At 54.9% G+C, this 13,028-nt stretch carries 11 protein-coding genes; 9 read left to right on the top strand and 2 right to left on the bottom strand.

The window, feature by feature from the left end; translation table 11 throughout:
- The first annotated feature begins 1 nt into the window (after position 1).
- The 5 genes from NST07_RS32325 (at position 2) to NST07_RS32305 (ending at position 5,823) form a co-directional block, all read left to right on the top strand.
- The gene (locus tag NST07_RS32325; protein ID WP_341096983.1) at positions 2-814 is read left to right on the top strand and encodes an ABC transporter permease; all 813 of its coding nucleotides are present in this window, start codon (positions 2-4) and stop codon (positions 812-814) included.
- Positions 814-1,719 carry an ABC transporter permease gene (locus NST07_RS32320; RefSeq protein ID WP_342480774.1) on the top strand — a complete coding sequence of 302 codons (906 nt, stop codon included), beginning with the start codon at positions 814-816 and terminating at the stop codon, positions 1,717-1,719. Before NST07_RS32325 ends, NST07_RS32320 begins: the two co-directional genes overlap by 1 nt.
- A 48-nt stretch (positions 1,720-1,767) precedes the next feature.
- Entirely contained in the window at positions 1,768-2,868 is a 1,101-nt protein-coding gene (locus NST07_RS32315; protein WP_341096981.1) for an ABC transporter substrate-binding protein, read from the top strand.
- 92 nt (positions 2,869-2,960) lie between these two features.
- Positions 2,961-4,424 (top strand): CoA-acylating methylmalonate-semialdehyde dehydrogenase, encoded by a 1,464-nt coding sequence (locus NST07_RS32310; RefSeq protein ID WP_341097811.1) that lies wholly within the window; start codon positions 2,961-2,963, stop codon positions 4,422-4,424.
- A gap of 31 nt (positions 4,425-4,455) precedes the next feature.
- Positions 4,456-5,823 carry an aspartate aminotransferase family protein gene (locus NST07_RS32305; RefSeq protein ID WP_342481997.1) on the top strand — a complete coding sequence of 456 codons (1,368 nt, stop codon included), beginning with the start codon at positions 4,456-4,458 and terminating at the stop codon, positions 5,821-5,823.
- Here NST07_RS32305 and NST07_RS32300 read toward each other — a convergent pair.
- Entirely contained in the window at positions 5,789-7,477 is a 1,689-nt protein-coding gene (locus NST07_RS32300; RefSeq protein ID WP_342480773.1) for a PucR family transcriptional regulator ligand-binding domain-containing protein, read from the bottom strand. The two genes, NST07_RS32305 and NST07_RS32300, sit on opposite strands and share 35 nt — an antisense overlap.
- A gap of 324 nt (positions 7,478-7,801) precedes the next feature.
- Here NST07_RS32300 and NST07_RS32295 point away from each other — a divergent pair, with 324 nt between their 5' ends.
- The 4 genes from NST07_RS32295 to NST07_RS32280 all read left to right on the top strand — a co-directional run bounded on the left by NST07_RS32295 (position 7,802) and on the right by NST07_RS32280 (position 12,222).
- Positions 7,802-9,193, top strand: a complete 1,392-nt coding sequence (locus NST07_RS32295) for an NAD(P)-dependent oxidoreductase (protein WP_342480772.1) — start codon at positions 7,802-7,804, stop codon at positions 9,191-9,193.
- 69 nt (positions 9,194-9,262) lie between these two features.
- Positions 9,263-10,552, top strand: coding sequence for an NAD-dependent dihydropyrimidine dehydrogenase subunit PreA (gene preA, locus NST07_RS32290; protein ID WP_038597650.1), 1,290 nt, complete (start codon positions 9,263-9,265; stop codon positions 10,550-10,552).
- A gap of 1 nt (position 10,553) precedes the next feature.
- Positions 10,554-11,981, top strand: coding sequence for a dihydropyrimidinase (gene hydA / locus NST07_RS32285; RefSeq protein WP_341380059.1), 1,428 nt, complete (start codon positions 10,554-10,556; stop codon positions 11,979-11,981).
- A gap of 1 nt (position 11,982) precedes the next feature.
- A complete protein-coding gene (locus NST07_RS32280; RefSeq protein ID WP_341096975.1) occupies positions 11,983-12,222 on the top strand; it encodes a hypothetical protein in 240 nt (79 codons plus the stop codon).
- A gap of 164 nt (positions 12,223-12,386) precedes the next feature.
- On the opposite strand, the gene NST07_RS32275 is transcribed toward NST07_RS32280, so the two are convergent.
- A complete protein-coding gene (locus NST07_RS32275) occupies positions 12,387-12,902 on the bottom strand; it encodes a GNAT family N-acetyltransferase (RefSeq protein ID WP_341096974.1) in 516 nt (171 codons plus the stop codon).
- Positions 12,903-13,028: the final 126 nt, after the last annotated feature.

Genomic DNA, 13,028 nt, shown 5'->3' with positions numbered 1-13,028 from the left:
GATGAAGGGGAACAGTGCGTTTATGCGCAGCCGCGTGCTGCCGCTGTCCGTCTGGCTCCTTGGGCTGCTGATGGTGTGGGAGGCTGGCTCCTGGATGCTGCTCCATGTGGCACAAACGCCGCTGGCCCAGTCGAAGCTGCCTTATGTTCATGAAGTGGCGGCTACCTTATGGAAGTACAGCGGCACGCTGGTTAAGGAGGGGGGAGCTACCTTTGGCAATGCAGGAGTCGGGTTTCTGATCGGGGCCTCTGCGGGTGTGGTTCTCGCTGTGCTGATGAGTCTGTCAAAGACGATCGAGCAGCTTGCCTTTCCGTATGCCATAGCCTCGCAGATGATCCCGATTCTGGGGCTTGCGCCCATTATTTACGGTATTGTACGTGATGAGCAGGTGTCCCGGATCATTATTTCCGGATACATTACCTTTTTCCCGGTTGCGCTCAACATGCTGCGCGGTCTGCGCAGCGTCGATCTGCCGGCGCTGGAGCTGATGCATTCTTATGCCGCCAAACCTTGGGCGGTGTACTGGAAGCTGCGCCTTCCGGCTGCACTGCCGGCACTGTTCAGCGGCCTCAAGGTCGCAGCCCCGCTTGCCGTGACCGGTGCGATTCTGGTAGAGCTTATGGGGGCGCAGCATGGCATAGGTGTGATCATGCTGCGCAATCTCTATTATGGTCCTTCCCATACGTATATGTTCTGGTCCACGGTAATTGTCGGCGCTCTGCTGGGAGTGGCGAGCTACGGACTGATGAGCCTCGCCGAACGCCTGGTTGCGCCATGGCAGCCTGAATTCCGCCCGAAGGGGGGGCGCCGCTAATGGAGGGGAATACTGTGCGTGAAGCAACGTTGATAGCCTCTGCAGGGAATGAGGGATCTACACCATCTCGTATAACAACGAAGGAAGACGTATTTACTGGACGGAGCAAGCGGAAGTTTGGCCGCCGCTCTGTGAGCTGGCTGAACGCTGGCGTGATTCTGCCTCTGCTGGCCGGTGTGCTTTTTCTGGTTCTCTGGGAAGCACAAATATTCCACAAGCTGTTCGATCTGAAAAAATACCAGCTGCCGCTGCCTTCGGCCATAGCGGAGGCGATAAGGAATAATTTCAGCCTGCTCTTGTCCTATACCGGCTATACACTGACTGAGGCTGTGGCGGGAATGCTGATCGGTTCGGCCTGCGGCTTCCTGATCGCCCTGGTCGCAACGGCCTGGCCCCGCTGGGGCGGTGGCAGCCTGACACTGGTCGCTGCATTGAATGCTGTGCCGATTGTTGCGCTGGCACCGATTATGAATCTGTGGTTCGGCGACGGGATCGGCTCGCGTGCCGCAATCGTTACGGCGACGACCATGGCGGCGATGGCTATCAATGCCTATAAAGGGATGGTATCAGTTGATCCGCTGGCGCTGGATTTAATGCATTCCTACGCAGCCGGCAAGCCGGCGGTATTCCGCTATCTGCGGATTCAGAACAGTCTGCCGTATGTGTTCACCGCGCTGAAGATCAATGCTACCGCAAGTATGATCGGAGCGATTGTCGGAGAGTTTTTCTTCTCCTCCAGAGGGCTTGGCTACCTGCTATCCAACTCGATCAAGGTGGCCAAGATGCCGCTGGGCTGGTCCTGCATCGTACTTGCAGCTATAGCCGGAGTCATCTTCTATCTGGTAGTGGAGCGGCTGGAGAAGGTATTCATCAAGTGGCATTCCTCCCAGCGGGCGTCATCTTAAATCTGTTACACCAGACTACAAACTCAAATGGGTAGGGGGAGCTGCGTGATGAAAGGGAATAAAGGCAAATTTCACGGTGGGCTGTTGATGGCGGTAATGATCATGGCAATCTCTTTGCTGGCAGGTTGTGGAGGTAATAACAATAATAATGCTCCGGCGGCTGAAGCGACGGCAGGCACGGGGGCTTCGGCTTCACCGGAAAAGGCCACAGAACCGGCTGCGGAACCGGTGACGGTCAAGCTCCAGCTGAAATGGGTGCCCCAGGCCCAATTTGCCGGATACTTCCTGGCCCAGGACAAGGGGTACTATGCTGAAGAAGGTCTTAATGTAGAGATCCTGCCCGGCGGCCCGGATATAGTACCTGAACAACAGGTCGCGGGCGGCTCCGCCGATATCGGCGTGGATTGGGTGGCGAGTCTGCTGACCAGCCAGGAACAGGAAATGCCGCTGGTGCAGATTGCGCAAATCTACCAGAAGAGCGGACTGGTGCTGGTGTCCAAGAAGGAGGCAGGAATCAGCAGTGCAGCGGATCTGAAAGGCAAAAAAGTCGGCAACTGGATGGGTGGTAACGAGTTTGAAATCCTTGCGCTTTTTGATAAATACAAGCTGGATTCCAATAAGGACCTGAACTTCACAAAGCAGGGCTTCACGATGGACCAATTCCTTGGCGGCGAAATCGACGCGGCTTCGGCGATGACGTATAACGAATATCAGGTTGTGCTGGAATCGGGCATCAAGGCCGAAGCGCTGAATGTGATTGATATGAATGATGAAGGCGTAGCGATGCTCGAAGACAATCTGTTCGCCAATAAAGAGTGGCTTGCAGACAATAAGGAGACAGCGGCCAAATTCGTCCGCGCTTCCTTGAAGGGCTGGAAAGATGCCATCGCCGATCCTGAGGCGGCTGTAGATAGTGTAATGAAGCTCGCTGAAGAAGGCAGCACTTCAAGAGAGCATCAGCTCACGATGATGACGGAGGTTGCCAAGCTGATCCAGCCGCAGGGCTTTGACGTTTCCAAGCTGGGGTATACCGATGCAGCTGCATTCCAGCAGACGGCAGACATCGCGCTCAAATTCGGTGTAATCAAAGAGGCGGCCAACGTGAAAGAAGCCTATACGAACGAGATTGTTGAAATGGCAGCGAAATAAGCGGTTTCCCTCATATTGATAGTAGATGGCCGCCCGTTCTGGCGGTCATCTGTTATCATCGGCATCCACAAACAGTGAAAGAGGTGCAGGCTATGTCTCTGCTGGCGAAGCAGACTGAAAAGGTCAGGAATTATATAAACGGGGTTTGGGTGGCGTCATCATCCGGGCGGGAGGAGGAAGTGTTCAACCCGGCAACCGGAGAAGTGATTGCTTATGTGCCGATTTCCAGCCGCGAAGAGCTGGATACTGCGGTACAAGCTGCGGCAGAGGCATTTCATTCATGGAAGAGGGTTGCCGTTCCGCGGAGGGCCCGCTATTTCTTCCAGTACCAGCAGCTGCTGGTGCAGCACTGGAATGAGCTGGCTGAGCTGATTACGCTGGAGAACGGCAAAAGCCTGGAGGAAGCGCTGGGCGAAGTGCAGCGCGGTATTGAATGTGTGGAGTTTGCCTCCGGCATCCCCACACTGATGATGGGCAGCCAGCTGCCGGATATTGCCACCGGAATTGAATCGGGCATGTACCGCTACCCCCTGGGGGTGATCGGCGGGATCGCGCCCTTTAACTTCCCGATGATGGTGCCCTGCTGGATGTTTCCGCTGGCAGTGGCCTGCGGCAATACCTTTGTGCTGAAGCCTTCCGAACGGACACCGCTGCTGATGAACCGGCTGGCGGAGCTGTTTGCGGAAGCGGGGTTTCCGCCGGGTGTGCTGAATGTGGTGCATGGATCGCATGATGTAGTGGGTGGATTACTTGAACACGACGAGGTGAAGGCGATTTCCTTTGTTGGTTCACAGCCGGTAGCGGAATATGTGTATAAGCAAGGGACTGCACATGGCAAGCGGGTGCAGGCACTGGCCGGAGCCAAAAACCATTCGATTGTGCTTCAAGATGCCGATCTGGACCATACGGTGAAGAATATTATCGCTGCGGCCTTCGGGTCGGCGGGCGAGCGTTGTATGGCCTGCTCGGTGGTCGTCGTGGAGGAGACGGTTGCCGATGAACTGGTGCGCCGTCTCCTTGAGGCGGCCGACGGGCTGAAGATCGGCGACGGCAGGGACGCTGGAGTATTTCTCGGGCCGGTCATCCGCCAGTCGAACAAGGACCGTACGCTGGCTTATATTGAGGCAGGTGTACAGGAGAAGGCGGAACTGGTACGGGACGGCCGGAAAGATGCAGCGGCGGGAGGAAAGGGCTACTTTCTCGGGCCGACCATCTTCGACCGTGTAGAGCCGGGAATGACGATCTGGCGCGATGAGATTTTCGCTCCGCTGCTGTCTGTGGTGCGTGTCAAGGATCTGGCGGAGGCGATAAACGTAACGAATCAGTCCCCATTTGCCAATGGAGCCTGCATTTATACGGACAGCGCTAAGGCGGTCCGGGAGTTCCGGGAAGAGATTGATGCCGGAATGCTTGGCGTGAATCTCGGTGTACCTGCGCCGATGGCCTTTTTCCCTTTCTCCGGCTATAAGAAATCGTTCTATGGAGACCTGCACGCCAACGGCCGTGACGGTGTAGAATTCTACACCCGCAAGAAAATGATCACTGCGCGTTATTGACCACAATGGAATGTTGAGAGGAGAGATTGCGGTGCAGAGCCTGGAGAACGAAAGCAAGCTGGCCGTCAAGAAAGATCAGCAGTATCTATGGCATAACATTACCCCTTACAGCGAGAGCCATCCGCCGATGATCGCGGCGACGGCAAGCGGATCATGGGTTACCGATATTGACGGGAATAAATTTCTGGACGGGATGTCCGGGCTGTGGTGCGTCAATGTCGGATATGGGCGCAAGGAGCTGGCCGATGCGGCCTATCAGCAGCTGCTCACCCTGCCTTATTTTCCGCTCACGCAGAGCCACAGGCCGGCTATCGCGCTTGCCGAGAAGTTGAATGAATGGCTGGGCGACGACTATGTCATTTTCTTCTCCAACAGCGGATCGGAAGCGAACGAAGCGGCCTTCAAAATGGCCCGCCAATACCAGCAGCAAATCGGCCAGCATTACCGGCATAAATTCATTGCCCGCTACCGCGGTTATCATGGCAGCTCGCTCGGCGCCCTGTCAGCGACCGGCCAGGCGCAGCGCAAATATAAATATGAGCCGCTGACCGGCGGATTCCTCCATGTGGCACCGCCGGACAGCTACCGCCGTCCTGACGGCATGACTGTGGAGGCGTTCAACCTCCAATGTGCGCAGGCCATTGAGGATACGATTGTCTGGGAGGGAGCAGAGACGGTTGCGGCGGTAATTATGGAGCCGGTGATTACCGGAGGCGGAGTCATTGTGCCGCATCAGGTGTATATGGACCGGGTGCAGGAAATCTGCCGCAAGCATGGAGTACTGCTGATTATTGATGAGGTCATCTGCGGCTTCGGGCGATCCGGCCGCAGCTTTGGCCATCACAATTTCGGCATCAAACCTGATATAGTGACGATGGCCAAAGGGCTGACCAGCGCCTATCTTCCGCTGTCGGCAACGGCGGTGCGCAAGGATATTTATGAGGTCTTCAAGGACAACAGTGATGATTATGGATATTTCCGCCATGTGAATACGTTCGGCGGCAATCCTGCGGCCTGTGCGCTTGCGCTGCGCAACCTGGAGATTCTGGAGCAGGAGCATTTGGTGGAGCGTGCTGAAATCCTCGGGCAAAGGCTGGCGGATGCATTCTCTAAGCTGCGGGATCACAAGCTGGTAGGAGATGTCCGCAGCTTTGGGCTGGTCATCGGCATTGAGCTGGTGGCAGATAAAGCCACCAAGCAGCCTGCCGATCTGGCTGTCGTCAAAGGAATTATTGCCGAATGCAAATCTAAAGGGCTAATCATCGGCAAAAACGGAGATACGGTGGCGGGATTCAATAATGTGCTTACCTTTGCACCGCCGTTATCCTCCACCGATGAGGATGTGCAGTTTATAATCGAGACGTTCAAAGCTGTGCTGAACGGGAGCTGGGCAGAGTGAATTTCTCCGGATACAGGAACTGGTAGGCACGCAGGGCGACCTGGATGGAGATGCGGTTCTCCGGCAGCATGAAGTCTTCGCCCAGCAGTTCGGTGATTTTGTCCAGCCGGTAATAGAGCGACTGTCTGACGATGAACAAATTGCGGGCGGCGATTTGCTTGGAGCCGTCGTGGTCGAGATAGACGCGCAGCGTCAGCAGGAGCTCGCTCCCTTTGGACTGGTCGTGATCGATCAGCGGGCCGAGATAGCTGCGGATGAAATTCTCCAGCGTCTTGCCGTCATTCAGGTTCAGCAGCAGCTGGAATACGCCGAGTTCTTCGTAGAACAACACAGACTTCTGGTAACAAGTATAGAGAGACAACGCTTGTACGGCTTCCTGATAACCGGCATAGGCATGTTTCAGGCCCCTGTGGGACTTGCTGACTCCAATAACGAGCTGCAGGTCCTTCAATTTCTCGTCGGAGCGGATATGCAGCAGGGAATCAAGCGCCTGCTGCAGCCGCAGCTTGCCGGGCAGCTTGGACTGGATATCTAGCGCGATGACAGTGAGCCGGTTGTTCTTGAGTGTGATCAGCGGGCGCAGCGAGTATTTCTCGAAGATGGAGCGGAGAATGAGCGACAGATGGAAGGTGATGGATTCCCAATCATTCTCCGAGCTGTTCCATTTAACATCGCGGGGATTCTCGATCTCAATCAGGCATACGCGGTACGGCAGCTCATTCAAGACATTGAAGTCGGGTCCCGCCAGTCCCTTGAGCCGGTTGTCATCCTGGGTGCGGCCGCTGATCAGCTCATCCACCCACAGGTTCTCGGAGAACAGCTTGCGTTCCTCCATATACCGTGTGCGCAGCAGCTCCTGGGCGATCGACAGGGAGGCGGAATCCAGCAGCAGGCAGTCGAACTCCTGGGGTTTGTGGCTGCTGACCATCAGGATATAAGCCCAGGTCTGGTCGAGCGCGCCCACCGGCTTCAGCGCGATCAGCTTGTGGCCGAATTCACGGATGTAAGGTGCGGCATCGGGCTGTACGCCCTCCATCTCCTCGCTGAAGGCTTCGAAGAACTGAAGCAATGGGGCCTGATCCTCGGGCGGCAGCGCCGGGAAGAACAGGGGTTTGCCCTGCAGCTGCATATATACAATTTGCGTGCGGGTGCTTTTACATAATAGCTGCAGAACCTTAAGGGTCCCTTGGGAAGTCAACGTCAGGCGGTGGAATTCACGGGAGATGCTCTCCAGCTCCTGCAGCATGCGGTGATGGCGGTTGATGATGAGGGAATGCAGGTCAAGCGTGATATCCACGAAACGTACCGTTCGGGTGAAAATAATCAGCGGGAAATCGTGGCTATTCGCCAGGTCGATCATCTCCTGCGGGATTTTGCAGAAATACTCTCCCAGCTCGATGCACAAACAGGCGGCATTCTTATCGATCAAATTGTGCATAAATGATAAGGAGGCAGGCAAATCAACACTTACACCCATCCCCGTAGTCAATATCATCTCTTCCCCGTGAATCAGTCTTTCAAAACTGGCGCTTTCCAGTACATGCACCCAGCGAATCGCCCGGTTCAGGCCGTTTTTTCCGCCGATAAGCTCCGCTTCCGCGAACAGCGGTCTTTTCAGCGCATCGCGGACCGTAAATACAAGTTCCCAATCCATAAGCTTCCCCCTCGCTATATCGTCAGGCAGGTAAAAAATACACTTTTGAAATTAGACAATGTGTCTAGTGTAACGAAAAATCAAAATGACTATAGTTTGAATATAATATGTGAGGAAATATAACTCGTTCAGAAAGAAAATAGAATGGATTCTTTGGTTTATTGCCCATTTTACTACATCAAGCCTGATGAGTAAGTAAAATTTTAAGGCGATTATTGAAATAATGTTATATTATATAACACAAAGATGACTTCGATGATGAAAATGTAATTTTTTATCCGGTAATGCCTGGGAACACCACTCGTCCAGAAGGAGGGAGATCTGATGGAGCATTCTTCTCCGTTAACCACGTTTACGCCTGATATGTTCATGCGCAACTTCGCCGAGGCTGAGCCGGGTTTGACCCGCAAAGGTGCAATCGAAGAATCCAACCGTTGTCTGTATTGTTATGACGCCCCCTGTATTAAAGCCTGCCCGACCAGCATTAATATTCCTTCCTTTATTAAGCGGATTGCCACCGATAATTTAAAAGGCTCGGCGCAGACGATCATGGACTCCAATCCTGTAGGCGCCAGTTGCGCCCGTGTCTGTCCTACCGGGGAATTGTGCGAAGGCGCATGCGTTCTGAATGATGCTTCGGCACCAATCCAGATCGGACTGCTGCAGCGTTATGCCACGGACTGGGCTATAAACAGCGGTGTTCAGTTATTCAAAGCCGGTGCTCCTAATGACAAAAAGGTCGCTGTCATCGGGAGCGGTCCTGCCGGGCTGTCAGCGGCTAGAGAGCTGGCGCGTGAAGGCTTCCAGGTGGTGATCTATGAGGCGAAGCCGCTCGCCGGCGGGCTGGATACGCATGGTATTGTCTCTTTCCGGCTGCCGCAGTCTATATCGCTGTGGGAAGTGGAGCAGGTGGAGCAGCTGGGCGTGGAGATCCGCACCGGAACGAAGGTTGGCGTTGACGTCTCCGTGGAGGAGCTGAAGGCGGAGTATGATGCCATTGTGCTGGCTGCAGGGATGGGGTATGTTCCTCCGCTTGGGATTGAAGGAGAGAAGCTGTCCGGGGTATACGATGCGATAGAGCTGGTGGAGACCACCAAGACAGGCATTCCCACACTGGAGCTGATGGGCCAGCGCGTCGCTGTCATCGGCGCAGGCAATACGGCCATTGATGCGGCAACCTGCTCGGTGCGGCTGGGGGCATCGAATGTGAAGATGGTCTACCGCCGTACGCGCTCGGAGATGACGGCCTACGATTTCGAATATGAATTTGCCAAGCAGGAAGGTGTGGAATTCAACTGGCTGACTTTGCCGAAGCGTATTGTCGGGGACGAGCTCGGCAATGTTACGGCACTGGAGTGCGTGCAGATGAAGCTGACCGGGGAGACCGGCAAAGACGGCCGCCTTGCGCCGATGCCTGTTGATGGCTCTGAGTTCCTGATACCGGTGGATGCGGTTGTGGTAGCGATCGGACAGAAGCGGCGGTTGGACCTGGTTGAAGCGCTCGGTCTTGAGCACAACTATGGGGTTGTCACAATTGATGAGAAGACCGGACGGACGTCGGATCCGCAGATTTATGCCGCTGGTGATATTGTGTTTGGTTCCGGCAAAGGCGAAGCGATGGTCGTATCCGCCGCCCAGCAGGGCAAAGACGCCGCTTATGCGATTGTGAAGCAATTGTTGGGCCTGCAGGACAGCGTGGCAGGTTCTGCTGTCTAAACGGGGAGTGCCAAGCAATACAAGACCGGCGGCTTCAACCGGACTTTATATGACAGGGAGGGAACATCAATGGCAGATTTGAGTATTGATCTTGCAGGTATCAAGTCACCTAATCCATTCTGGCTGGCGTCTGCGCCGCCTACCAATACAGGCTATCAAGTGCAGCGGGCGTTCGAGGCCGGCTGGGGAGGGGCGGTGTGGAAGACACTCGGTGATCCGATCATTAACACCTCCTCCCGGTTTGCGGCCGTGCATTTCAACGGTCAGCGTGTGGCGGGCTTCAACAATATCGAGCTGATTACGGACCGCCCGCTTGAGGTGAACCTGAAGGAGATCTATGAAACGAAGAAAAAGTTTCCGGGTCATGCGATTATTGCCTCCCTGATGGTCGAACCGAGGCAGGACAAATGGCATGAAATCGTCAAACGGGTAGAGGCTGTCGGCGTAGACGGCCTGGAGCTTAACTTTGGCTGCCCGCACGGGATGGCGGAACGCGGCATGGGCGCAGCCTCCGGCCAGCAGCCCGACCTCGTACAGGCGCAGACCACCTGGGTCAAAGAAGTCGCGACCACGCCGGTCATTGTGAAACTGACCCCGAATATAACGGATATTACAGTCGTTGCCCGCCATGCCGTCAAAGGCGGCGCCGATGCGATCAGCCTGATTAATACAATCAACAGTCTGGCCGGCGTGGACATTCACAGCTGGAACACGATTCCGAATGTCGGCGGCCAAGGCGCGCATGGCGGTTATTGCGGCCCGGCGGTGAAGCCGATTGCGCTCAGCATGGTGGCCGAATGCGCCCGCGACCGCGGAGTCGGCGTGCCGATCTCCGGAATTGGCGGCATCTCCACCTGGCAGGATGTGGTTGAGTTCATGCTGATGGGCTCCACGGGCATTCAGGTCTGCACGGCAGTTATGCATCACGGCTTCCGGATCGTCGAGGAGATGATCGACGGGCTGAACAATTATCTGGATGATAAAGGGCTGGCTTCGGTCACTGAGCTGATTGGCAAATCGGTGTCTAAGTACTCCAATTGGGGTGATCTGGACCTCAACTATAAAGTCGTTGCACGAATTAACGAGGAGAACTGCATCAACTGTAACAAATGCCATATTGCCTGCGAGGATGCTTCGCATCAATGTATCGACATGTTAACGGATGCCGCAGGAAAGGCAATTCTGCAAGTGCGTGAAGAAGACTGTGTGGGCTGCAATTTGTGCTCCATTGTCTGCCCGGCAGACGGAGCCATTGATATGGTTGCCCTGGACAGCGGCGCGGCGCCTCTGACCTGGAATCAGCGTCAGAAGGTCATCAGCGGCTTGAACGGCTCGTATTCAGAAGCGGAGGTGGTCTAGCATGAAGAAGATAATCAAAAATGGCATTATCGTTACCGCAGCGGATACTTATAAGGGAGATGTGCTGTTTGAGGACGGCATTATTACCGGAATAGGGCTGAAGCTGGAAGCGCCGGGTGCGGAGATTATTGACGCTTCCGGCTGTTATGTCTTTCCGGGAGGGATAGATCCCCATACACATCTGGATATGCCCTTCGGGGGAACCGTGACGGCTGATGACTTCGAGACCGGCACGATTGCCGCCGCCTATGGCGGAACGACAACGGTCATCGACTTCTGCCTGACGGCCAAAGGCCAGCCGCTTCAGCAGGCTGTCGATACCTGGCATAACAAATCACAGGATAAAGCGGTGATTGACTACAGCTTTCACCTGATGGTTTCGGAGCTGAATGACAAGGTGCTGGGCGAGCTGCCGCAAATTATTGAAGACGAAGGCATCACTTCGCTGAAGGTGTTCATGGCCTACAAGAACACTTTTCAGGCCGATGACGGTGTACTGTACAAGACTTTGCAGGCAGCCAAGCGGGAAGGCGCACTCGTTATGGTCCATGCCGAGAACGGCGATGTGATCGAATATCTGGTGGAGCAGGCTCTGGCCGCAGGCAACACCGATCCGATCTACCATGCGCTAACCCGCCCCCCGGAGCTGGAGGGTGAAGCCACGGGCCGGGCCGCTTACTTGACGGAGCTGACTGATTCGCAGCTCTACGTCGTGCATGTAACCTGCGCCGAAGCGGCCTGGAAGATTGCTGAAGCCCGCAAGAAAGGGCTGCGTGTCTACGGTGAAACCTGCCCGCAATATCTGGTGCTGGATCAGACCGCGCTCGCGAAGCCTGATTTTGAAGGCGCCAAATATGTCTGGTCCCCGCCGCTGCGCGAGCAGTGGAATCAGGAGGTGCTGTGGGATGCGCTGTGGAGCGGCACGCTGCAAACGATCGGTTCCGATCAGTGCTCCTTTGACTTCAAGGGGCAGAAGGATCTGGGTCTGGGCGACTTCTCCAAGATCCCGAACGGCGGTCCGACGATTGAAGACCGGTTCAGCTTGCTCTACTCCGAAGGGGTGCAGAAGGGGCGGATTTCGCTTAATAAATTCGTGGATATCATTTCGACCTCCAGCGCCAAGCTGTTTGGCCTATTTCCGCAAAAGGGCACTATAGCTGTAGGCAGCGACGCAGACATCGTGATTTTTGATCCGTCGGTGGAAAGAACACTGTCTGCCGAAACCCATCATATGAACGTCGATTACAACGCGTTTGAAGGCTTTGAGGTTAAAGGCGAACCGGTATCCGTACTCAGCCGGGGGGAATTCGTGATCCGCGACAAGCGGTTTGTCGGCCGGGCGGGTTCCGGCAAATACCTGCACCGCAAAAGGTTTGCAGCGGAAGCACCGCGACCGGCCAAAGCGGAAATCAGCGGAGGAGTGGTCTGAGATGTCTGCATTTGATGAGTTTGACCAAGAGCGGCAGGAGGTTGACGATTTGCTGCTGCAAGGCTACTCCATCGTCAGTATTGAAGAGGATTTGGACGGTGCCAGGGTGAGATTTATTCATAGCAGCCCAGGCAGGGTGCCGGTGGAGCTGCAGCTGCTGACGGCGGATGCGCGCAAGCATGTGACGACGGTGGTTTTATGTGGTCTGAGACCGGCCACCCCCATAGAAACGCATACGTAAGGTGCGACAATTCTAAGATACAGGGTTCGCGTGTCAAAAAAACTGCCGGTAGGCCAAGAAACAATTGGCTCCTATCTGGCAGTCTTTTTTGTGCAGTCCGGCAAATTTATGTAGAGAACTTGCCCTGCTAAAGGGCGCTGCAGAGGGAATTGGCGCCAAGAAGACTATGCCTGCAGCGATAGCTTGTCCAAATACTCGGACCGCAGAATCGACATGATGTGCAGCGACTCGAAAGAATCCCCAGTCCTTACACAGTCCCTAAGGGTCCCTTCCAGTGTGAATCCCGCACCTTCATAGACATGACGGGCTCTGAAGTTATGTTCTTTAACGTCCAGCCACAGCCGGTGGGTTTCGGTTTGGGTGAAGATCCAATCCGTCAGCAGTGAGAGGGTTGTTTTTCCGTAGCCTCGTTCCTTAGCCTGTATGACAAGCCGCTTAATGCAGACACTAAGATTAGGGTCCTGCAGCCCCGTTATAATCACATAGCCTGCTTGTTCCCCGGATTTATCCTGGATGATGAGATGCAGAATGTCCCCGTCCTGTAGTGCTGCAACATGCTGTTCCCTGCTCCATTGTCCGATAAAGCGTCGATTAGATTCGGCCTGCTCGGCAGCCAGGACGAAATCCAAATCTTGAAGCGCAGTTTTCCGTATATCCAGCAGTCTGGATGGTATTAACATGGAGCTCTCCCCTTTACATTGATAATTATAGCAACATAGTACAAGAAGAACAGGATGCTGCCAACAGAAAAGGTCATCCTGTGCCAATCTATTGTATAATTGAGGCTCGGCGCCACAAATTATACA

Origin of the sequence: Paenibacillus sp. FSL L8-0340 (assembly GCF_038593145.1) — a bacterium.
Classification (GTDB): Bacteria; Bacillota; Bacilli; order Paenibacillales; family Paenibacillaceae; genus Paenibacillus_AQ.
Note: the sequence above shows the minus strand (reverse complement) of the source record. Positions and strands in the feature narration are given on the sequence as shown.

Coding starts and splice junctions, on each gene's coding strand:
- NST07_RS32325 (WP_341096983.1), top strand. CDS start 2: ATGAAGGGGAACAGTGCGTTTATGCGCAGCCGCGTGCTGCCGCTGTCC.
- NST07_RS32320 (WP_342480774.1), top strand. CDS start 814: ATGGAGGGGAATACTGTGCGTGAAGCAACGTTGATAGCCTCTGCAGGG.
- NST07_RS32315 (WP_341096981.1), top strand. CDS start 1,768: ATGAAAGGGAATAAAGGCAAATTTCACGGTGGGCTGTTGATGGCGGTA.
- NST07_RS32310 (WP_341097811.1), top strand. CDS start 2,961: ATGTCTCTGCTGGCGAAGCAGACTGAAAAGGTCAGGAATTATATAAAC.
- NST07_RS32300 (WP_342480773.1), bottom strand. CDS start 7,477: ATGGATTGGGAACTTGTATTTACGGTCCGCGATGCGCTGAAAAGACCG.
- NST07_RS32295 (WP_342480772.1), top strand. CDS start 7,802: ATGGAGCATTCTTCTCCGTTAACCACGTTTACGCCTGATATGTTCATG.
- preA (WP_038597650.1), top strand. CDS start 9,263: ATGGCAGATTTGAGTATTGATCTTGCAGGTATCAAGTCACCTAATCCA.
- hydA (WP_341380059.1), top strand. CDS start 10,554: ATGAAGAAGATAATCAAAAATGGCATTATCGTTACCGCAGCGGATACT.
- NST07_RS32280 (WP_341096975.1), top strand. CDS start 11,983: ATGTCTGCATTTGATGAGTTTGACCAAGAGCGGCAGGAGGTTGACGAT.
- NST07_RS32275 (WP_341096974.1), bottom strand. CDS start 12,902: ATGTTAATACCATCCAGACTGCTGGATATACGGAAAACTGCGCTTCAA.